Origin of the sequence: Myxococcus eversor (assembly GCF_010894455.1) — a bacterium.
In the GTDB taxonomy this organism is placed as follows: Bacteria; Myxococcota; Myxococcia; order Myxococcales; family Myxococcaceae; genus Myxococcus; species Myxococcus eversor.
This window is the reverse complement of record NZ_JAAIXY010000002.1, coordinates 190,001-211,418: the sequence shown is the minus strand read 5'-3', so window position 1 is coordinate 211,418 and position 21,418 is coordinate 190,001. Positions and strand designations below refer to the sequence as shown.

Below are 21,418 nucleotides of genomic sequence, written 5' to 3'. Positions count from 1 at the left end.
CCGCTCCAGGCTGGAGCAGGCGAGCGAGGACGGGAGGTCGGGGGCGCACGTCGCGGCCCGAGGAGGCAGGACACATCCTTGAAGGGTGCAGTCCACCTGGCCGCGCGTCTCCCGGCGGCCCCTTCCAGGAGGTCCGGCGATGCTCATGCTCGGTGCAGCCTTCTTCGGTACGCTCATCTTCTTGGTCGCCCTCTTCGTCGTCATCATGTTCGGCGCCGCCGGCAACAAGTGGGAGAAGGACATCCGCGCGGTGACGAAGAGCGAGCGCGACGCGGGTCTGGTTGACGCAGGTACCTTGAGGGACCTCGATATGACCGGGGGACCACACGTCCCCGCGCATGCCTGAGCCACGCGGACCTCAGCGGGGCCGCGGGCTGTAGTAGCGACGCAGCCAGCGGCTCAGCCCGTCCAGGCCGGGGAAGAGCACGCGCTCGGTGACGTTGGCCTGGTCCAGCTTGTCGCGCACCTCCCACTTGAGGGCCGCGGGGATGATGAGCTTGCGCACCCCCTGCTTCTGCTTCTCCAGGAAGGTGTCCAGGCGCAGGTCCGGCCCGTTCATCACCGAGAAGAGCGCGAACTGGTTGACGATGCGCGCGTCCAGGGAGGGCGGCTCGAAGAAGAGCACGAAGGGGTCCTCGGTCAGCTTGTCCAGGTCCGCCATGGAGCTGGCCGCCGCCGCCAGCATCTCCCCCGTGAAGACGTCCGCGCCCTCCTTGTGGAGCTGCGCCTTGAGCGCGCGAGGCAGGAGGCGGTTGGTCTCCCGGTAGTCCACGCACCACACCACGCCGTCCGCGTCCGCCAGCTCGCTGTCCTCGGTGAGGAAGTGCAGCGCGACGTTGGGGCTGAACGTCCAGTCGAGCATCCGCGTGGGCAGGCCGTGGTGCTGGGCCAGGGCGAGCCAGTCCCAGACGGAGTCCAGGGGCTCGCGAGGCGTGCCGCGCGCGTACTTGCGGAAGGCGCGCAGCAAGTCCCGCTCCTGGCGCACGAACATGCCCTGGCGGTTGAGCGCGGTGGACAGGTCATGCTCGACGTGGGGCATGCCCCGGAAGACGAAGTTGGAGCGGTGACGCCCGAGCGTCTCGTTCCAGGAGTCGGTGAACAGCGAGTCCTGGAGCTCCAGCCACGTGGTGACGCGATGCTCTTGCATGACGAGGACGCGCGGGCCGGGTGCCGGGCCCGCCGCCCCTGGAAGGTGGGGCGTGCCGAGCGGGTGCGGAAGCGGGCGTCAGGCCACGCGTTGGTCCCTGGGCACCAGGGTGGTGGGAGGCGGGCCCGGCTGGGTGAGGCTGTGCAGGATTCGCGACAGCTCGCCCGGGGCGAAGGGCTTGCGCAACAGGCACACCGCGCCCTCGAAGCTGGGCAGCTCCAAATCCAGCCCCGTCGTCAGGACGATGGGCAGCTCCGCCAGCGAGCGCTGGGCGTGCAGCATCCGGATGAGGCCCTGGCCCTCGATGTCGGGCAAAAGCCAGTCCAGCACCAGCACGTCCACGCGAGGCTCGGAGAAGAAGGCCCGCAGCGCGGTGAAGCCATTCTCACAGGCGAGGACCCGGTAGCCCTCCAGCTCCATGGCCTCGGTCATCGCCTCTCTGAGGAGGCCATCATCCTCGGCCAGGACGACCACGGGGCGGTAAGGCATGCGCAAGGCTCGCGACGACCGGAGAAGAAGGGCTTGAAGCGGCTCGCGGGTCCGGACTCCCGCCACCACCGTGGGACACAACCCCGGAGAGTCCCGGCGTCGTCCCGGCCTCCACCCATGGGTGGAGGGCCGGCACGTCGCCTGCCCTTCGCGCCGGGTTAGGGCCTGCCCGAGTCAGCGGGCTGATTGAAGGCGTACTGGTCCGCGCCCGGCGCGGCGTCCTGCTGGAACATGGGGCACTTGGCGCAGGTGAAGCTGTCCCAGTCCTGGCGCACCGCCACGTCGATGCAGCCGCCGTAGAAGCGGCAGTGCACGTTGCGGTGGTCCTCGACGGAAAAGGACTCCGCGCGCATGGGCAGGCGGAACTCTGTGGGACGCGGTTGTGGACAGGACATGTTGACTCTCTTGCCCCCCTCGTGGGTGCGTTGAATCGTCTACCGGCTGTTGCGACGCGTCATTCCCGGGGAAGACCCACCGAGGCCCGCGCGATTCGCGGCGAACCTCATAAAGGCCAGCAGCAGGGGTTGCCATTCGCGCCGGCCGGCCGCTCGTGGGGCGAGGGGCCGGGCCTCGCGTCACGCTCTCGTGGCCCGTGCCCGGGAGGCGAGGGTGCGACGCCGGAGGTGTGAACACTTCACCCGGTGCCTCCTTTCCCCGAAGATGCGAGGCGTGTCCCGCCCCCCCCGTCCCCTTCGTCCGGCTCCTGGCGCATCTCGTGGCGTGCTCGGCGCCCTGGCCCTGGCCTCGCTGCTCGTCCTGACGGCCTGCTCGGCCTTCTCCCGCGCCGTGAAGGAGGGCGACACCGCCAGCCAGCAGCAGAAGTGGGCGGAAGCCGAGGCGGCCTACCTGCGCGCGCTCGCCGCGGACCCGGAGGCGTCCGAAATCACCGTGAAGCTGCGCGAGGTGCGCCAGGCGTGGAGCAAGGTGGTGCTGGAGGAGGCCCGGAGCGTGCACGACTCGGGCGATCTGGACGGCGCCATGAAGCGGCTGGTGCGCGCGCTGGAGCTGGACGCGGAGAACACGGCGGCCAGGGACCTCCTGAACACGACGCTGGATGAGCGCGTGGCCGTGGCGCTCACCGCGCTCAAGGCGGACAAGCTCCAGGAGGCGCGCGTGGAGCTGGACGCGGTGCTGTCGGTGGCGCCGGACCACGCGGGCGCGAAGAAGGCGGTGGACCAGGTGCAGGTGGCGTGGGCGAAGCGCTGGTTCAACACCGGGGACGGGCTGGAGAAGGCGGGCAAGCTGGGCAACGCGCTGGTGGCCTATGTGCGCGCGGACCAGGAGCGCGTGGGCGCGACGGCGGCCCGCGAGCGCGCGGAGGCGGTGCGGCAGAAGCTGCGCGACGAGGTGGCCTTCCTCGTGGTGGCCACGCCCGTGGAGGACCGCGCCGGCGCGCCCGATGTGGCGCAGCGGCTGGCGGCCGGGAGGCTGGCGGCCATGCTCCCCACCCAGCTCCCCCTGCGCGTGGTGACGGAGGCCCCCGAGGGCCGCGAGGGCGTGAAGCTGGATTTGTCGCTGGAGCGGGTGCTGCCGCTGAAGGCGGTGGAGGACTCGCAGCGCTCGCACCGCTACCTCGCCGGGAAGACCTCCGTGCCCAACCCGCGCCGCGCCGGCTTCGAGACGAAGCTCCTGCAGGCCGAGCGCTCCCAGGAGGAGGTGGACCGCAAGCAGGCCGCCGCCCTGCGCGAGTACCTGCGCATGCAGACGGAGATGAACCTCTTGCGCGCGGGCGCCGAGCGCTGCCGTGAGCGCGAGCGCCGCGAGTGTCTGGAGGCGCTGCAGGAGTGCGGCGAGGCCGCGCGCGAGGCGGAGAAGCCCGGCACGCTGCCCGGCGAGTGCAGCCCCGCGCGCTGCGCCAGCGGCCTGTGCGCGAAGGAGGAGCAGCTGCTGTCGCAGATGGTGGTGGCGGTGAAGGACAGGGAGACGAAGCTGGAGGCGGCCCTGGAGAAGTCGGAGGGGCAGCGAATCGAGGTGCAGCGCCACCGCGACACGACCTTCAGGGAGCCCGTCACCGTGGAGGAGAACATGTTCTCCGACTTCGTCTACGACGTGCAGATGCACCGCCTCACCGTGACGGCCTCCGTCACCGCGGTGATGCGCGACTTGCTCAAGGACCAGGTCCCCGCGCCCCACACCGACGACTTCGCGGTGATGCACGAGGACATGTCGCACAAGGGCTACGACAGGTACGGCGTGCTGGCGGACCCGGTGCAACTGCGCAACGAGCTGGAGCTGCGCGTGGAGGTGGGGGACAAGGCCGTCACTGATTTGGCCCGCCGCGTGAAGGAGCGCTTCGACGCGTACCGAGGAAAGCGCGTGGAGGATGCCCGCCGGGGCATGGTGCGCCCCGGCGCCGAGGACGTGGTGGAGACCGCCGTGCGCGCCCTGCTGCTTACCGCCGATGCGCCCCCGGCCGACGTCCTCCAGCCCCTGGCCCGCGCCCGGGGCCTCACCCGCCCCGAGACACTCCTGGGTTTGTAGTCCGACCTGACCCGGGACAGTTTACAACGGGAGTGTCCTTTTCTTGGACACTCCCGTTTTCGCGCTCCAACCCTTTGGAATCAAAGGGATTTTGTTGCGGATTGTTACGAGGTTTTACAGCCGGAGTGTGAAACGTGGAGTCTCTGTGCTCCGTGAATCCTCGGCGTTTCCCGTAAAAACATGAGGGAAATCCACTAGTTGTGGGATTGGCATGGCGGCTGCTTCGTCGCGGGTCCCGAGCTGTCGGAGCTCTGGCAGTACCCCCCTCCCGAAAAGGAAGTTCATGTCCAAGTCCAAGTTGATCGGTGCCCTCACGGGCCTGGCGCTGCTGTCCGGTTGTGGCGGCGGCGAAGGTTCCACCCCCGCCCCCGAGGCCGTTGGCCAGGGGATGTCGTGGGAGCAGTTCCTCTCGGTGGTCTACCAGGAGCCGGACACCGGCATCTTCATCGCTGACGGCGACACGACGTTCGCCAACGAGAAGCTGCTGCGCGAGTTCTACGAGAACAACGTTCGCGACGGACAGCTCATCGTCCACCGCGCGGGCGGCGTGGATGCCGCGTGGAACGCGACGCAGAAGAAGAACATCACCTACTGCGTGAGCACGACGTTCGGCTCCAACTACAACAACGCCGTGACGACGATGGCGAACGCGGCGGCCGCGTGGGAAGCGGTGGCCAACGTCGACTTCATCTACGTGAGCGCGCAGGACGCGAGCTGCACGGCGAGCAACGCGAACGTGGTGTTCGACGTGCGTCCGGTGAACTCGGGTGGCCAGTACCTGGCCCGCGCGTTCTTCCCGAACGACGCCCGCGCCAACCGCAACGTGCTCATCGACAACACGGCGTTCGGCAACACCTCGCCCTGGACGCTGACGGGCATCCTCCGTCACGAGCTGGGCCACACGCTCGGCTTCCGCCACGAGCACACCCGCCCCGAGTCGGGCACGTGCTTCGAGGACAGCAACTGGCGTCAGCTGACCACGTATGACTCCAAGTCGGTCATGCACTACCCCCAGTGCAACGGCACCCAGACGGGCGACCTGGTCATCACCGCGCTGGACGCGCAGGGCGCCGTGGCGCTCTACGGCGCTCCGGGTGGTACGGACCCCGAGCCGCCGGGCCCTGGCACCGGCACCCCGACGACGGAGACCCGCACGGGCACCGTGACGGCCGGCTCCAACACCAGCTACGGCCCCTTCAACGTGGTGGCCGGCACCAGCTTCAGCGTGGCGATGACGGGCACGGGCGACCCGGACCTGTACGTGCGCTTTGGCGCCACCCCCACCACGACGACGTATGACTGCCGCCCCTACCTGAGCGGCGCCTCCGAGTCCTGCAACCTGACGGTGCCCACCGGCGTGACGACGGCGTACATCATGGTTCGCGGCTACGCGGCCGGTACCTTCAACCTGACCATCAACTACACCAAGCCCGGCACGGGCGGCACCGGCACGCCGACCACGGACAGCAAGACGGGCAGCGTCGCGGCGAACACCAACGTGAACTTCCCCGCGTACAACGTGGTGGCTGGCACCACGTTCCGCGTGGCGATGACGGGCACGGGCGATCCGGACCTCTACGTCCGCTTCGGCGCGGCGCCCACCACCACCACGTACACCTGCCGTCCGTACCAGACGGGCGCCACGGAGACGTGCGACCTGACGGTCCCCGCCGGCACGACGACGGCGTACGTCATGGTGCGCGGCTACACGGCGGCCACGTACAACCTGGCCATCAACTACACCAAGCCGTAGTCGCTTCCGGCTTCCGGTGTTGAACGCGGGCGGTCTCCTTCACGGGAGGCCGCCCGTTGTTTTTGGAGGCACGGAGCTTTTTCAGTCGACCAGGGGGCTCAGGTCCGTGCGCACCGCGCGCTGCGAGTCCAGCCTGCGGCGGCGGGCTCCGGCGATGGCCAGTTGCCAGACGGCGCAGCCGAGCCCCAGCACGAGGCAGCCGAGCCACAAGGCCGACGTGCCGAAGCGGCCGAGCACCCAGCCGCCGAGCGCGGGCGCGGCGCTGGACGCCAGGCCCCAGAGCATGTGGTAGGCGCCCTGGTAGCTGCCGCGTAGCGCGGACGGCGCCAGGTCCGCGACGACGGAGGGCGCGACGGGGGCCTGGGCCATCTCCCCCAGCGTCCAGATGGCCACGGCCAGGGCCGCGAGCGCGACGTGGCCCGTCAGCGCGTGCAGGCCGAAGCCGACGCCGGTGAGGACCGCGGCCAGGGCGAGCGCCTGGGCGCGGCGCAGGCGGCGCAGCACCGGGTGGGTGAAGGGCTGGAGCGCGACGATGAGCAGGCCGTTGACGGACAGCACGGCGCCGAACTGCGCCTCCGTCAGTCCGCGCGCGCCCAGGGCCAGCGGGAGCGACACCTGGCTCTGGTAGAAGATGAGCGCCACGCCGAAGTAGGGGACGGCGAAGGCGACGAAGCTCGGGTCCAGGAAGGGCGCCAGGAGGGCGCTGCCGGCACCGGGGGCCGGCGTGTCGGAAGAGGAGGGCGAGGGCCTGGCGGGGCGCGTCTCCGGCAGGAGCAGCCAGATGCAGCAGCCATAGGTGAAGGTGGTGATGGCGTCGGCGATGAAGAGCGTCAGGTAGCCGTAGCGGACCATCAGCCCGGCCAGCGGCAGGGCGACGGCGAAGCCCACGTTGATGACCCAGTAGAGCAGGCCGAACGCGCGCTGGCGGTCCTCGGGCGAGACGACGTCCGCCACGGCGGCGGACACGGCGGGGCGGTAGATTTCACCGACGATTCCCAGGCCAAAGGCGGCCGCGGCGATGACGGCGGGCTCGCGCGCGAAGCCGAGGCAGAGCATGCCCACCGAGCCCAGCCACAGGCCGCCCGCCAGCGTGATTCGCCGGCCCACGCGGTCCGCGAGCATGCCGCCCAGGGGACTGGCGATGACGGCGCCCAGGCCATAGAGCGACACGGTGAGTCCCGCGCGCTCCACGCTGAAGCCCCGCTCACGCGTGAGGTACAGCGCGAGGAAGGGCACCACGAAGCTGCCCAGCCGGTTGACCAGCGTGCCCACCCACAGCACCCAGTACGTGCGCGGAAGGCCGCCCGCCATCTCGTGCAGCGCCCGTCGCAGCGCGCCCGTCATGGTCGCCCTCCCATCGTGGCCGCGAGGAGACGCGAGGGGCACCGGAAGACGAATCGAGAGGCCATGGCTGCGCGCGAGCATGCGTCAGCGTGTCGCTCGCTCCAAGCCGCACGTGGGGAGGACGACGGAGTCCCGAGAGTCGATGTCTTGCTTTGGGTTCCGAGCATTTGCCCGCGACTGACGAGGACCTCGGGCCGCGCCTGAAAACGCGTCCGGGGCCCTGGGGTTCGAGCGGTGAGTGCGGAGCCAGGCGGTGCCCGCGACGGTGAAGCGCTCCCCGGGTGCCAGGGTACGTCTGGCGCGAACGCCCTCGGGCACCCCGCAGGACTTGCAGCATGGGTGCTCCGGGAGGGCCAGCGGGAGTTGCACGCCATGCAAGTGTTGCAAGGTCCGGCCCCGCCTCCATCCCCGAGCGAGGGGACGAAGACGGGGGCGCGGATGACACACGAGGCTTCGAGCGGACGTCAGGGATTGCCGGGGATGTAGCCGAGGGGCGGTTGGAGCTCGGTCCAGCCGATGCCCGGTGACGTGGTGGTGGTGATGAAGTGGTTGTCGTCGTCTTGCCACAGGCTCAAGGGGGTCCCCGTGACGCCCGCGTCCACGGGGGAGACATAGCCCTCCAGTGCATCCAGCGCGGTGCCCTGCGCGGGCACGTCGAGCCACCAGCCGAGGGTGGCGGGGCAGGCGTCACTCGGGTCCCCGGTGGTGGAGCCGTCGGGGATGGTGGTGGTGAGGAAGTGCTTCTGCCCGGAGGAGTCCACCCGGGCGCAGCGGTAGAGGCCCTTGAGTCCCAGCTTCGCGCGCAGGGCGGGGGCAATCTTCTTGCTGAGCAGGGCCCCCTCGAAGCGGAACATCGCGTAGCCGGAGGATGCGCCGAGCACCGCCGTATTCGGTGCCACCAGGTTGGGATGCTTGGGGAGCTGCTGTGGAGGGAAGTAGGCGGTGGTGGTGACGGCCCGGTCGGGCGAAGCGTCGTGGCGGAACTGGTACAGGCCCGTGTCGAGGAAGCGCGAGAAGGAGAAGAACCGGGCGCCGCGAGCCTCCAGCTCCTCCTCCGTGTAGTCCTCGCAGAACTTCGGAGCGAAGTCGCGGTTGGAGGGTTCCAATGTCAGGCCTTGCGGGTCGAAGCAGCTCCCCGCGAGCGGAAAGCTGGCCCAGCGTCGCTTGCTCAAGCACAGCGCGCCATAACGCGGCGGGATGAGGCCGTTGTTCGGCGAACCCCCGAGGGTGGGCCGGCACGCGGGAGCGGGGTTCGAGTCCGTCTTGTCCTGGGTGCAGTCCACCCACGCGGCTTCGAAGTAATGGTCCTGGACCGCCGCGCCCGAGAGCTGGGGGATGACACCTCCCGCGGAGGTCAGGGGCGCGTACTTCGTGTCGTGGAACGCGATGGGGGTGTCATCCACGGTGTTGCTGTGGCCCACGCCGCAGTAGTCGGCCGTGGCCATGCGCAGGCACGTCTGGTGGAAGCTCACGGCCTCCGTGTTGGTGCCCGTGAGCGGGTAGCCCGCGACGGTGGTGCCGCTGAGCACCTGGCCCGTGAGGGTCCGCGCCGTGGAGTGCCAGGGTGGATAGCCCCAGTCGACGCACTTGGCGATGACGCCACCGTCCTCGAACTCGCAGGCCGAGACGTGCTTGGGCACGCAGGCGAACGTGAAGGAGTCCGTGGTGTAGACCAGTCGCCAGGGCTGGAGCACGGAGTCCTGGACCCAGCGGAGCGGAACCGCCAGCGCGACGTTGTTGGCGGGGCACAGCGGCTGGGGTTGGGTGAGCGGGGTGGACCACGTCACCTCGTACTCCCAGGTGGTCCCCATGACCGGGGGCGGCGGGTTGGGAAGGCCAATGTTCCGGCACGTCTCGTAGATGCTCGCGTGAGGGGCCGCCGAGACAATCCTGAACTTCCGCTCGGGGGTTCCCTCCGCGGTGAATTCGTAGCCCACGTAGTTCAGCGGGCCACACAGGCCCGAACCGGTGCGCTTGCTGCCGACGAGTCCTCCCTGGCTCAACCCCGTACTCATGCAGGAGGCACGCGGTGACGTGGTGAAGAGGACGTTGACGTGGTTTTCATCGAAGACGGCCGCGCCGTGCAGCTTCGTCCCCTGACCGCTCTGCGCGGGCGGCTCATCCGCCAACGCCCCGGTGGCGGACAGTCCCGCGGACAAACACATCCATGCCCCCAGGCAGGGGCCTCTCATCCATCGCATCGTGCGTTGCTCCCGTGTGTGGCTCGAGTGCCGTGCTCCTCGACGTAAAGCAGGAAGCCTGCCAACGGCTCACGGCTCAATGGATGGCGGGCGGTGACGCACAGACACGCAGCCCGATGAAGGGGATGCGGAAGCGGGGCTCGCCGTCGCCGTGGTTGAGGCTGCGGGCGGTGAACATGTCCTGGTAGAAGCAGCCGCCGCCGTAGGTGGGCTGGTCGGGTGAGGACACCGAGCGCATCCACTCCCACACGTTGCCAGTGAAGTCCGCCAGGCCGAAGGGGCTGTCGGAGGCGGGGTGCGAGCCCACCTCGTCCGGACCGAAGGCCAGCGACTTGCGGCCATAGGTGGCGTCGAAGTTGGCGTCGTCCGGCTCCAGCCGCTCGCCGTGAGGGTAGCTGCGTCCGTCCGCGCCCCGGGCGGCGCGCTCCCATTCGCGCTCGTCGCACAGGCGGGCGCCCGGCACGCGGCCGGTGTCGTTCAGCCAGGTGACGTAGGCCACGGCATCCTCCCAGGAGATTCCGGACACGGGCAGGCGCAGCCAGTCCTGGACGGCGCGGTGCTCGCGCTCCAGGTAGCGCAGCTTCTCGCCCTCGCGGGCGCGGTAGAGGTGCCCCTTGCGCGCGAGCTGGAACTCCCACTGGCCCGCCTCCACTTCGACGAGCGAGATGTCGCCGAAGTAGTTGCCGCCGTGGGGACGGCGCTCGGCGCGCTCCCGGGGTGACAGCGTGCGCAGGAAGTCGAGGTACTCGCCATGGGTGACTTCGGTGCGCGCGACGAGATAGCCCCCGGTGGTGAGCGTGTGCAGGGGTTGGGCGCGCATGGCGTTGCGGCGGATGACCTCGTCGTCGGGGCTGCCATAGAGGAAGCGCCCCGGCGGGATGTACACGAAGCCCTTGGGGACGGACGCGGGGAGCTGGAGTCGGACCGCGTGGGGTTCGCCTCGCTCCAGCAGCACCGGGTAGAGGACGGCGGGGCGGTCCGCTCTCACGAAGGTGAGGCGATAGGAGCCCGGCGGCAGGAACGCACCGCGCAGCGGGGTGGTTCCGAGATTCATCGGGGTGGACCAGCTCAGCCGGCCCGCGTCCTCGACGGCCCGCTCGACGCGCACGCGGGCGCCGGGAGGCTCGGTCTCCAAATCCAAGCGCGCGGGGGCCTCCAGCCGCCGCTGGAAGTCGCGCGTGTCGTCGACGAGCGCCAGGCGCTGGACGAGCTCGCGGTGCAGAGCGGGTCTGCGCAGCCGCTCGGCCAGGAGGATGCGCTCGAAGAGGACCTCCGCCAGCAGGTGGCGCACGTCCGCGTGGCGTGGGTCCTTCTGCAACGCGGTGTCGAGCGTGTTGCCCGCGGCCCGCCAGGCGGTGTCGACGCGCTCGGCCGCCGCGAGCGCCCGGGTCCAGGTGGCTTCTCCCTCCACCTTCTGGGCGGTGTCGAAGGCGGCGAAGGCCGCGCGGCGCAGGGCCTCCAGTCGCGTGTTCTCCTCGCGCGCCTGTTCAACGGACGCGCGCGCCTCGCTCACGGCCTGGGCGCTGTCGCGCTCGCGCGTGCGCAAGGTCTGGAGCTGGAGCCCTCCGTACACGGCGACCGTGACGAGCGGCAGGGAGAGCACCGCGGCGATGCGTCCCAGCCGCTTGCGTGTCGCCACGCGGCGCGAGGACTGGAGGAAGGCGCGCTCGTCTTCGCTCAGCGCTTCGAGCGGGAGGCTCGCGGCCTCCACGAGTTGTCGGCCGGACCACAGCAGGTCCACGGCGCGACCCAGGCGTCGCCACTCCGCGCAGGCCCGCTCCAGGCGCTGGCGCAGGACGCGCAACCCTTCGTCGCCCGCGAGCCAGCCGCGCAGCGTGTCCCAGCCCACCAGCAGGGCCTCGTGTGCCAGCTCATATGTGCCCGTCTCCGCGTCTTCACTCACCGCCTCGCGTGCCACCACGAGCCGGCCTCGCACCAGGGCTTCCAGCGCAGCGCGGGCCGGGTCGGACTCCGCGCCTGGAATGCCCACCAGCTCCTCGCGGGTGCGCTGGGCCCGAGTCCCCTCCGCCGTCACCAGCCGCGAGAGGAGGTGCCGCGCGGCGCCTCGCTCCGCTGGAGCCAGGGTGGCCAGCACGCCATCGGCATGTCGCGCCAGAGCGCCGTGGACTCCACCGAGGGACTCGAGGGCCGAGGCGGCAATCACCCGGCGCTCCTTGTCCCTGCGCTCCCAGAGCTGCGCGAGCGCGAACTGGAGCAGTGGCAGTCCACCCTCTCCACTTCCGGCGGACACCAGGGTGTCCACGAGCGCGGGTGACTCGAAGGTGAATCCGTGGGCCCGCGCGGGGGCCACGACGGCCTCCGTCAGTCCCGCCTCGGTGGGACGCTGGAGGAGGTACAGGCCCCCCGTGTCGAGCGCGTCGCGCAGCCCCGGCAGCGAGGCCAGTCTCGCGAGGAAGTCGCCGCGCGCCGTGGCGAGCACCCGCAGCCGGGGCCCGCCTTCCGTCAGGGACTCCAGCGCGAGCGCGAAGCGCTGGGCATCCTCGGGCGCAGCGAGCGTGAGGAGCTCCTCGAGCTGGTCGACGTGGAGGAGCACGGCCCTGGGGCTCGTGCGCAGGCGGCGTCCCAGGTTTTCGGGGGCGTCCCGCAGCTCGCCGAGGAGCGTCGCTTCGCTCTCGCCGAGGAGCGGTGCCAGCGTCGCCGCGAGCGCCACCAGGGGATGGCGTCCGGGCACCAGCTCACACGTCGTCCACGCGCCAGGGCCCAGCGCGCCCTGGGCCACCCGGGGCAGGACGCCCGCGCGGCACAGCGATGACTTGCCGACGCCGGAGTCTCCGGCCACGAGGACGAAGGGCTGGGAGCGCAGCCTGTCCACCAGCGCGCGAATCTCCGACCCACGGCCGGAGAAGGTCGCGCGGTCCTCCGCGCCGAAGGCATGCAGGCCGGGGTAGGGCCGCTCGTTCGCGGGCGCGGGTTCACCAGTGCCCTCGCGCAGGGCTTCCAGGGCCTCGCGCAGCAGCTCCGCGGAGGCGAAGCGCGCAGAGGGCTCCAGGGACAGACAGCGGTCGATGATGGTGGCGAAGGCCGGGTCCACCTGTGGCAGCGCGCGCGTCAGCGGCGAGAACCCGCCTTGGAGCACGGCCTCGCGCAGCTCCGATACGGAGTCCCCCCGGTAGGGCGGTGTGCCGGTGCACAGCTCATACAGCATGACGCCGAACGAGTAGACGTCGCTGCGAAGTGTCGCGGGCTGGCCCCGCCAGATTTCCGGCGCCATGTAGCTCGGCGTGCCGACCAGGCCTGTCACGAATGCGGGGAGCGCGGAGGGCGTCGCGGGAGGAGGGCTCGCGGGAGGTGACACGGTGATGGTTCGCGAGAGCTCCGGCTCGATGGAAGGGGAGGCGTCGAGCCGAGCGAGCGAGAGCTGGGTGCGTGCCGGCTCGGACGGGCCGCCCGCCGCGTCGATGAGCTTGGCCACGCCGAAGTCGAGCAGCTTGACGTCGCCCTCCACCGTCTTCATCACGTTGGCGGGTTTGAGGTCTCGATGGACGACGTCCCTGCGATGCGCCGCCGCAAGGCCTCGCGCGAGGCCGATGCCCAGTGTGAGCGCTTGCGTCCAGTGCTGGGGCAGCGGCAGCCGGTCCAGGCTCTCTCCGCGCACGAACTCCGAAATCAGATAGGGACGGCGCAGCACCTCGCCCACGCGATGGATGCCCACCACGTTGGGGTGCTGCACGCGGGCGATGGCGCGGGCCTCGTTCCAGAAGCGCTCACGCTGTCCCTCCTGCGGCGCCACGCCGGCGATGAACTTCACCGCGACGAGCCGGTCCAACCGCGAGTCCCTCGCGAGGAAGACCTCGCCCATCGCTCCCCGGCCCAGGGGCTCCAGCAGGTGGTACTCCTCGAAGTCGGTGGGAGGCTGCCACGACGTCGGGGCCTGCGCGTTCATCCGGGAGGCTCCCGGTGGCGCGAGGTCGCGAGCCCATATTGTTTGTATTTGAGCGCGAAGGTGCGCATTGGCATGCCGATGAGTCGCGCCGCGCGCGCCTGGACTCCCGAGGTCTCCTCCAAGGCCTCCACCATGCGCTGCCGCTCCAGCGCTCGCAGCTCATCGGCGAGGCGCTGGCGGGGAGCTCGCGAGGCACTCCGCTCTTCGTGCGTGGGCTCGGTGCGAGGCGCGTCCGCTTCGGCGGAGTGTGTGGAGGCTTCGATGGAGGGCGTGGAGACTTCGGAGATGGGCGCGGAGGCTTCGGGAGCGGGCGTGTCCTGGCCTCGGAGCGACTCGGGCAGGCACGAGGGGTCGACGATGGGCCCGTGCGCGGTGGCCGCGGTGAACTCCATGGCGTTCTTCAGCTCGCGCACGTTGCCGGGCCAGCGGTGGCCGCGCAGCAGTCCCATGGCGGCGGCGGACAGCTCCAGGGCGGGCCGGTTCAAGCGCGCACAGGCTTCGGCGAGGAAGGTGCTCGCGAGCAGGGGCAGCTCGCGAGGACGCTCCCGGAGCGGAGGCAGCAGGGCCACGGCGGTGGACAGTCGGAAGTAGAGGTCCTCGCGGAAGTGGCCGGCCTTCACCTCCTCGGAGAGGCGCCGGTGGGTGGCGGCGACGATGCGCACGTCGACGGGGCGCTCGCGCGAGTCCCCCACGCGGGTGATGACCTTCTGGTCCAGCGCGCGCAGCAGCTTGGCCTGCACCGGGAGGGAGAGCTCGGCGACCTCGTCGAGGAAGAGGGTGCCACCGCCGGCCTGTTCGAACAGCCCCGCGCGCGTCGTGGTGGCTCCGGTGAACGAGCCCTTCTCGTGGCCGAACAGCGTGCTCTCCGCGAGGGACTCCTGGAGCGTCGCGCAGTTGAAGGCGACGAAGGGCTTGTCCGCGCGAGGAGACCAGTGGTGGATGGCCCATGCGGCGTTCTCCTTGCCGGAGCCCGTCTCACCCTGGATGAGCACGGTGAGGGGACTGGCCGCCAGGCGCCGCAGCAGCTCGAAGGTGCGCACCATGGCGGTGTCGGCCACCACCACGGCGCGCTCGCCCAGCTCCAACCTGTAGAGACGGGGCCCGCTCAAGCTCAGGCCGCCCACGGGCGCGGTGAGCGCGGCGGCGCGCGCGGTGGAGACGAGCGCCTCCGCGTCCAGGCCGTCCTGGGGCGCGGTCGCCACGCCGACGCGCAGGCCGGGTGCGAGGGGCAGCAGGGCCTCGAGGAGGTGCTGGACGAAGGGCTCCACCTCGTCGCGCAGCAGCTCCGGGAGCATGGCGACGAGGAGGTTGGGGGCCTCCCGCGCGAGCACGTCCATGCCGCGCAAGGCGCCGCTCGCCGCGCGGTGCAGCTCAGGGGGCGCCACCGTGGAGGGCCCCAGCTCCAGGGCCACCACGCTGACACTGCGCTCGTAGTCGAGGACGCGCTCCAACTCCTCACCCAGCCGGTTGCGCAAGGCATTGGCATCCAGCAGCGGACGCGAGGAGCGTGTCCCGCCATGGAACACGAGGACGACGTCGCCGAGTGTCACGACGTCACCGGTGCGCAGGGGGTGGGCGCCCTCGACCTTGAGGCCGTTGACCTTGACGCCGTTGTGGCTGTCCTGGTCCGCGATGCGGGCGGACTCCGCCGTCACCATCACCCGCGCATGGTGTCGACTCACCGAGGCGTCCTGCACCCGCACGTCCGCGGTGGCGGCCCGGCCGATGAGGACCTCGCCCTCCTGGGGGAGGGGACACAGGGAAGAGGAGCTGCCGTCGATGACCAGCAGGTAGCGACGGTCCGCGTCGTCAGGTCCGGGAGTGGACCTGGACGAGCGTGCATCCAGCGTTTCTAGGGAGTCGGGGGTCGACATGTCTGGCCCGGAAGAGTCTCCCATATCAGCCAGGGGCGCCGTCATCGCCGGATGGCAGCCACGGCGCACCCCAAGCCAGGCCGACGCGCTTCAGTGCTTGACGACGGGGTGGGAAGCCAGGGTTTGAGGCCGCTTCGCCGGGGCGCACATGTCGTTGTCGGCGGGGCGCTGGCCGAAGAAGAGCTGGCTGCCCTCCACCTTCACCACGTCGTGGTCGGTGCCGCAGGAGGCCAGGAGCTTGAAGGTGAGGCACGCGCCAGGGACGGACTGCTCCACGCCCACCGTCCACGCGCCGGTGCCGCAGCCTGTCTGGGTGAAGACGTCCGCCAGCGGTTGCACGTGCGCGGTGAGGTAGCGCTCGCCGAAGGCGAAGTTGCCCTCGGTGGCGCCCGACACCTTCTCCGAGTCCTGTCCCAGGCTGTAGGGGCCGACGACGCGCGCGGTGAACAGCTTCATCTGGCAGCCCGCGTCGCCGAAGACGTCCAGGTGGAGCGTCCAGGCGGACTCGGTGAGCTGGAAGTGGCGCTGGAGGTAGTTGCTGGTGCCATCCCCGTTGGGGACGGTCTCACAGGCGGCGCTGTCCCAGGTGCCGGCGAGGTCCTGGGGACGGACGTGGGACTTCGCTCCGCCGCACGCGGCGACGAAGAGGGTGACGAGGGCGAGGACGAGGCTGCGCATGGCGGGACTCCCTGACGTGGGTGACTTCGGAGCGGGACGCGTCTTGTGGCCCGCTTTCCGGTGACGCCATGAATGCGCCAGGTGGGGTCCTGCGGAAATGCTGGAGGTTGCAGGGAGGGGCTGCGAGATTGCAGGGCACCATGTTGGACTGGAATGACCTGCGGTACTTCCTGGCGGTGTCGCGAGAGGGGACGCTCGCGGGCGCGGCGCGGGCGTTGAAGGTGGATGCGACGACGGTGGGGCGCAGGCTCGCGGTGTTGGAGGAGACCTTGGGGGCGCGTCTGTTCGAGCGGACGCCGGGGCGGCTCGTCCCGACGGCGGCGGCGCGGGGCATCCAGGGGGCGGCGGAGGAGATGGAGGGCGCGATGCTCGCGGTGGAGCGTCGGGCGGGTGGGGAGGACGCGCGGCTGGAGGGGGTGGTGCGGGTGACGACGACGGAGGCCTTCGCGGTGAACACGTTGTTGCCGCGCTTCGCGCCGTTCCGCGAGCGGCATCCGGGCATCGAGGTGCGGTTCCTCACGGACTACGGGGCGCTCGACTTGAGGCGGCGCGAGGCGGACGTGGCGGTGCGGCTGACGCGGCCGAGCGAGGCGTCGCTGGTGGCGCGCAAGGTGGGGGACATCGCGATTTCGCTCTATGCGTCGGAGGCATATGTCGCGCGTCGGGGGTTGGCGGACCCGGCGACGGGGTTCGCGGGGCATGACGTGATTGGGTACACGGGGGCGGCCGCGAAGTGGCCGGAGGCGCGGTGGTTGGAGTCGGAGGGGGCGTCCGCGCGGGTGGCGGTGCGGTGCAACTCATTGCTGTCGGTGATGGCGGCGACGGTGGGGGGACTGGGGCTGGGGTTGATGCCGTGTCTGCAGGGGGACCAGACGCCAGGCTTGCGGCGGGTGTTGCCGCCGGTGGTGGCGCTGCGGCGTGACATCTGGCTGGTGGTCCACGCGGACCTGCAGCAGAACGCGCGGGTGCGGGCGGTGTTGGACTTCCTGGCGGAGCTCATCCAGCGCGAGCGCGCGTTGTTGTCGGGAGGTGGGGTGGTGGTCGGGAAACAGGAGTCACGTTCGCCGCGCGCAGGGCAGCGGCGGCGCGGGAAGGCGCGGGCGTCATGAGTCAGGTCATCGGGTTGTTGGGGACGTGTCTGGTGCTGGGGGTGTTGGCCCGGCGCAGTGGGAAGTTCCCCGAGGGCTCGGCGGGGCCGTTCAACACGTTCGTGCTGTACGTGGCGCTGCCGGCGTTGGTGTTGCGGGTGATGCACCGGCTGGAGTTCGTGCCATCGCTGTTGGTGGCCGCGGTGGTGCCGTGGCTGTACTACCTGGCGGCGGGGCCGTTCTTCCGGTGGCTGGGGCCTCGATTGGGGTTGGGGAAGGAGTCGGTGGCGGCGCTGGTGTTGACGGCGGGGTTGGGCAACACGGCGTTCGTCGGGCTGCCGATGGCGGAGGCGCTGCTGGGTTCGGAGGGGCTGGCGGTGGCGGTGGTGGCGGACCAGCTCGGCTCGTTCCTGGTGTTGTCCACGTTGGCGACGCTGGCGGCGACGCGAGCGAGCGCGGGGGCGGAGCTGCCGCTGAGCGTGTTGGCGAGGAAGGTGGCGACGTTCCCTCCGTTCGTGGCGTTGGTGGTGTCGTTGCTGTTGCGGCCGGTGGGGTATCCGGTCTGGGTGGAGTCGGTGCTGGAGCGGTTGGGGGCGTTGTTGACGCCGCTGGCGTTGTTCTCAGTGGGATTGCAGTTGCGGCTGTCGGGGGTGAAGGCGCGACTGCCGGCGTTGTCGTTGGGGTTGTTCTACAAGCTGGTGCTGGTGCCGGGCGTGGTGATGTTGGGGCTGTGGGCGTTGCCGGGGTTGTCGCCGGTGGTGGTGCAGGCGACGGTGCTCCAGGCGGCGATGGCGCCCATGGTGAGCGCGGCGATTCTCGCGGCCGAACATCGGCTGGACCCGGACCTGGCGGTGCTGATGGTGGGTGTGGGGATTCCACTGTCCTTCGTCACCGCGCCCCTGATGTTGTGGCTGGTGCGGTGATGGACCTGTCTGGCGAGGGTGTGTGAAGACCTATCGATTTTCAGAGCAGCTTGTCGCCCTGTTCGTGGGCGTGGCGTTCGTGGCCTGTGGCTCGTCCAGACAGGTGGCACCCGAGAGCGCCACCGAGCTTCAGCGGCTCGTGCTGGTCATCCGGGAGCAGCAGGATGGTGCTGTGACTCATGCGTGGGAGCCGGCCGAGGGGTACGACCTGCCGCGCCAGGGGGCTCGCTCACGCTTGCGAGCGACGTCAGTCGTGAGTCGACCGCGTGACTGCGACGCGGAGAATCGCGAGTGCGTTCGTGAATGCATGTCTCGTCCTTTGGCATCGGGATACGGACACATCACTTCAAGAGGAAGGAAGAAGGGCGGCAAGCAGGAATTCTGTGAGGAGCGTTGCGCTCAGCCCCTTCGGGACTGCAAAGAGCTGGAGCGATTGCAGCAGAAGGAGTTCGCGGCGACGGACGACGCAGTGGAATGGCTGAAGCGCAACCGGACGCGTGTCCTCATGGGGAGCGTGCTCGTCATCGCAGGGGTGGCCTTCGTCGTGGTTTCCATGGGCGCAGGTCTTCTCGTTCTCGCCCCAGCTCTCTTGGTGGCCGAGACCCCAGTGCAAGCGGAGTCCCTGATGACGGAGGCTGCTCGATGACGCCCGGAATGAAGCTGCTGGAGGTTCAGGAAGTGCTGGGCCGTCTTCTCGAAGAGAGCGATTCTCCCGAGGAGAAGGAGAAGTTGAACACCGCGATGGACGTGTTCGAGTTCATCTTCGAGACCGGGCAGGCGGAGGCCGTCGATGACTACCGCCAGAGCCTGGATGTTCGTGCCCCTCCGCTCGTCTCCGCGAGCTTTGCCACGCGTAACGAAGCGATGGCCTGGCTCCTGGCGCATCCGGCCCCGCTCAACGGCGCTAAGGTGCTGGTTGGAGGTGAGTACTTCAACGTGGTCCACTTCCGGGACAAAGACCTCCGTTACCTCCCCCCGAGCCCCGTGCTCGAGTTCTATCTCCAGGATCTGGAACAGGAAGGGCTCCCCCCACCCGTCGCCACATTCGACACAGTCGAGCAGGCGCGGGCCTGGGTCGACCGTCAGCCCGAGCCCCCGCGCCAAGTGCTCATCCTCATCAACGGTGAGCCCCATCTCGTGGCCTACCACTACCGCGTCAACGTCCGCGCCATCTACCCGATGTCCCTGGCCGCCAAGGCCGCACCTGCCCCGGCGGACGAGTCAGCCGACTGAGGCGAATCCACGCCCGCTCGGCTGCCCTTCGGGCGGGTACGCGGACGGCTCGCTGACGTGCCGGCTCTGCCCACCTATCTTCCCTCATGGCCGAGCAACCACCGAAGGCCTCCGGGGCACCCGGAGGAGACCCGAGGCGGATGGAAGTGCGGCGCTCCGTGGCGGAGCTGGGCGCGCGCACCTACGCCATCCAACTGCTTTCCGACGCTGACATCCCCTTCCTCGTGGGCGGCGCCTATGCCTTCGCTCACTACACGGGCATCTATCGCGACACCAAGGACCTGGACCTCTTCCTCCACCGCAAGGACGCGGACCGCGCCATCGAACTCCTCTCGCGCAACGAGTGGCGCACCGAGAGCGAAGTCCACGGCTGGCTCCACAAGGCCTTCTGGGCGGACTTCCTCGTCGACCTCATCTACAGCTCCGGCAATGGCATCACCGCCATCGACGAGGCGTGGTTCGAGCACTCCGTCCCCGCCCAGGTGCTGGGCTGCCCGTGCCGCGTCCCTCCCGCCGAAGAGATTTTCTGGAGCAAGGCGTTCGTCCTCGAGCGCGAACGCTTCGACGGCCACGAACTCACCCACCTGCTCCTCAAGACGGGCGCCACGTTCGACTGGGAGCGTCTGCTGCGGCGCTTCGACCGCTACTGGGAGGTCCTCCTCTCCCACCTGCTCTTGTTCCGCTTCGCCTACCCGTCGGACCGCGCCATCGTTCCCGACTGGCTGATGCGTGAGCTGCTCTCCCGCGCGGAGCGCTCCGTGGACCAGGGGAACTGGCAGGAGCGCATCTGCCGCGGGCGAATCATCTCGTTCCGCAACTATCGCGTCGACGTCGACGAGTGGGGCTACGAGGATGGCGACGCCTGGGACATCCAGGAGCGGAAGAAGGACGACCCCGCGCTCACGGCCGGCGGCGCCCCCGGCACCGACGGACTCCACTGAGCCCCGCCGCCCCACGTCCCTCCATGCGAGCCCCCGGGGCGCACGGCCATGCCCGCCCCGGGCTTGAGACCCTACCTTTCCTCCAGTGCCCAGAGGAAAGGCAGGTGTCCCCGTGTCACGCCCTGAATCCGGACCCCGAGGAGCGCTCGGCGCGCTGCTGCTGTCGCTAGGGCTCGCCACGCCCGCCAGCGCTCAGCTCGCCGTCTCAGAACGCGGCGGTCCCATCCGCCTCCAGGTGGGCGACCAATCCCTCACCGTCTCCCTGAGCCGCGACACCGTGCGCGGTGGAGGCTTCGACCTGCGACGCACCTCCACTTCCCTCAAGGGCCGACTGCGCGGCGGCGACGTGGACCTGCGCTGGCGCACCGGCCCCATCGTCGGACGCGTGGGCGTGGAGGACAGCCGGCTGGAGCTCTCCCGCATGTCCTCCGAGCCGGGCCTGCGCGTGGATGGCGAACTCGCGAACTGGCCCACCTCGCTCGTCCTCTCCCCCGTGGGCATTACCGGCGACGTGGGCGGCTGCAGCTACTCCATGACGGTGGCCGGGGGCCGCTACACCGGTTGGCGCACCTGTCAGCCCGACGCGGGCGGTGAGCCGACCTCCGTCTCCCTCAGCCTGCCGGAGACGATTCACGTACTCGGTGACGCCGAGCAGGCCGCGCTCCTGTCCCTGCTGCTCTCCGCGCAGGGCCTGCCCCCCGCACCCGCGCGCGAGGCGACCGACTCCGGGCGCACGCTGGAAGGTCCCGGCCTCGACGAAGCCGAAGCTCCGCGAAGGTGAGGCCCGGGTGCCCCATTTCGGGTCCGCTCTGCCCGGAATCATGAAATTGAATGGCGGATGCCACGGTGGGTTCCAGGCCCACGCCTGACAAAGCCCACGCGGGTCATGCTTCAATCCCTCTCCAGCGCGCACGGTGTGCGTGATGGGCCATGGCCCATCCTTCGCTGAAAGAGAGCTCCACCATGAAGCTGTCCCTGACGGTGCTGTCGGCGCTGGTCGTGTCTGGTCTGCTGGCCTGTGGTGGAACCGGAGCCATCGAGGCGCAGGAGCCTCTGACTCAAGAGGAGAGCGCGCTCGTCACCTGTACGACGACGTGTCCCAACGGGACGACGGTGTCGTGCGAGGGCAACACGTGCAACACCTATCCAGGTGAGTCCGTCGAGTGCGACGGCTTCCACAACATCTGCTTCACCTCACCGCCGTCCATCTGCCTGCAGCCGAACAGCGCCTGTTCGACGGTGGCGGGCAAGCCCTGCTCTCCCGCGGGCAGCGGCACGCGCTCGTGCTGCATCAACCGGCGGGTCGGAAACTGCTTCTGCACCATTCAAGGGGTCTGGGCCTGCTCGGCGAATTGAGCCAGG

At 70.1% G+C, this 21,418-nt stretch carries 18 protein-coding genes; 10 read left to right on the top strand and 8 right to left on the bottom strand.

The features are described 5' to 3' along the window. The first annotated feature begins 139 nt into the window (after positions 1-139). Positions 140-346, top strand: coding sequence for a hypothetical protein (locus tag G4D83_RS04320; RefSeq protein ID WP_163863108.1), 207 nt, complete (start codon positions 140-142; stop codon positions 344-346). A gap of 12 nt (positions 347-358) precedes the next feature. Here G4D83_RS04320 and G4D83_RS04315 read toward each other — a convergent pair whose 3' ends face one another. The 3 genes from G4D83_RS04315 to G4D83_RS04305 all read right to left on the bottom strand — a co-directional run bounded on the left by G4D83_RS04315 (position 359) and on the right by G4D83_RS04305 (position 2,031). Then, positions 359-1,147: an FRG domain-containing protein gene (locus tag G4D83_RS04315; RefSeq protein ID WP_163863106.1), complete on the bottom strand. Its 789-nt coding sequence runs from the start codon at positions 1,145-1,147 to the stop codon at positions 359-361. Between the two features lie 78 nt (positions 1,148-1,225). Beyond that, positions 1,226-1,636: a response regulator gene (locus G4D83_RS04310; RefSeq protein ID WP_163863105.1), complete on the bottom strand. Its 411-nt coding sequence runs from the start codon at positions 1,634-1,636 to the stop codon at positions 1,226-1,228. A 158-nt stretch (positions 1,637-1,794) separates the two neighbouring features. Beyond that, positions 1,795-2,031, bottom strand: a complete 237-nt coding sequence (locus G4D83_RS04305) for a hypothetical protein (protein WP_163863103.1) — start codon at positions 2,029-2,031, stop codon at positions 1,795-1,797. A 265-nt stretch (positions 2,032-2,296) separates the two neighbouring features. Between G4D83_RS04305 and traC the strand changes: the two genes are divergently transcribed. Together traC and G4D83_RS04295 are read left to right on the top strand one after the other, a co-directional pair. Beyond that, positions 2,297-4,117, top strand: coding sequence for an outer membrane exchange accessory lipoprotein TraC (traC, locus tag G4D83_RS04300; protein ID WP_163863822.1), 1,821 nt, complete (start codon positions 2,297-2,299; stop codon positions 4,115-4,117). Between the two features lie 283 nt (positions 4,118-4,400). After that, a complete protein-coding gene (locus G4D83_RS04295; protein ID WP_163863101.1) occupies positions 4,401-5,870 on the top strand; it encodes a M57 family metalloprotease in 1,470 nt (489 codons plus the stop codon). 81 nt (positions 5,871-5,951) lie between these two features. Here G4D83_RS04295 and G4D83_RS04290 read toward each other — a convergent pair whose 3' ends face one another. The 5 genes from G4D83_RS04290 to G4D83_RS04270 form a co-directional block, all read right to left on the bottom strand. Further along, positions 5,952-7,214 carry an MDR family MFS transporter gene (locus G4D83_RS04290; protein WP_163863099.1) on the bottom strand — a complete coding sequence of 421 codons (1,263 nt, stop codon included), beginning with the start codon at positions 7,212-7,214 and terminating at the stop codon, positions 5,952-5,954. A gap of 464 nt (positions 7,215-7,678) precedes the next feature. After that, on the bottom strand, positions 7,679-9,379 hold the full coding sequence (locus G4D83_RS04285) for an ADYC domain-containing protein (protein ID WP_163863097.1): 1,701 nt from the start codon (positions 9,377-9,379) through the stop codon (positions 7,679-7,681). A 112-nt stretch (positions 9,380-9,491) separates the two neighbouring features. Further along, positions 9,492-13,319 carry an nSTAND1 domain-containing NTPase gene (locus G4D83_RS04280; protein WP_163863095.1) on the bottom strand — a complete coding sequence of 1,276 codons (3,828 nt, stop codon included), beginning with the start codon at positions 13,317-13,319 and terminating at the stop codon, positions 9,492-9,494. Beyond that, complete coding sequence (locus tag G4D83_RS04275) at positions 13,316-15,193, bottom strand: sigma 54-interacting transcriptional regulator (RefSeq protein ID WP_163863093.1); 1,878 nt, start codon at positions 15,191-15,193, stop codon at positions 13,316-13,318. Before G4D83_RS04275 ends, G4D83_RS04280 begins: the two co-directional genes overlap by 4 nt. Before the next feature lie 90 nt (positions 15,194-15,283). Further along, positions 15,284-15,871 carry a hypothetical protein gene (locus G4D83_RS04270; RefSeq protein WP_163863091.1) on the bottom strand — a complete coding sequence of 196 codons (588 nt, stop codon included), beginning with the start codon at positions 15,869-15,871 and terminating at the stop codon, positions 15,284-15,286. 140 nt (positions 15,872-16,011) lie between these two features. Between G4D83_RS04270 and G4D83_RS04265 the strand changes: the two genes are divergently transcribed. From G4D83_RS04265 to G4D83_RS04235, 7 genes are all read left to right on the top strand, one after another. Continuing rightward, a complete protein-coding gene (locus tag G4D83_RS04265; RefSeq protein ID WP_163863089.1) occupies positions 16,012-16,980 on the top strand; it encodes a LysR family transcriptional regulator in 969 nt (322 codons plus the stop codon). Next, positions 16,977-17,882 carry an AEC family transporter gene (locus tag G4D83_RS04260; protein WP_163863086.1) on the top strand — a complete coding sequence of 302 codons (906 nt, stop codon included), beginning with the start codon at positions 16,977-16,979 and terminating at the stop codon, positions 17,880-17,882. The genes G4D83_RS04265 and G4D83_RS04260 overlap by 4 nt, the downstream gene beginning before the upstream one ends. Before the next feature lie 22 nt (positions 17,883-17,904). Continuing rightward, a complete protein-coding gene (locus tag G4D83_RS45870) occupies positions 17,905-18,528 on the top strand; it encodes a hypothetical protein (RefSeq protein WP_240356143.1) in 624 nt (207 codons plus the stop codon). Positions 18,529-18,536: 8 nt separating this feature from the next. Further along, positions 18,537-19,115, top strand: a complete 579-nt coding sequence (locus G4D83_RS04250) for a head protein (protein ID WP_163863085.1) — start codon at positions 18,537-18,539, stop codon at positions 19,113-19,115. Between the two features lie 140 nt (positions 19,116-19,255). Further along, a complete protein-coding gene (locus G4D83_RS04245; protein WP_240356142.1) occupies positions 19,256-20,056 on the top strand; it encodes a nucleotidyltransferase family protein in 801 nt (266 codons plus the stop codon). Between the two features lie 112 nt (positions 20,057-20,168). After that, positions 20,169-20,837, top strand: a complete 669-nt coding sequence (locus tag G4D83_RS04240) for a hypothetical protein (RefSeq protein WP_163863081.1) — start codon at positions 20,169-20,171, stop codon at positions 20,835-20,837. A 182-nt stretch (positions 20,838-21,019) separates the two neighbouring features. Further along, positions 21,020-21,412 (top strand): hypothetical protein, encoded by a 393-nt coding sequence (locus G4D83_RS04235; RefSeq protein WP_163863079.1) that lies wholly within the window; start codon positions 21,020-21,022, stop codon positions 21,410-21,412. The last annotated feature ends 6 nt before the right edge of the window (positions 21,413-21,418 follow it).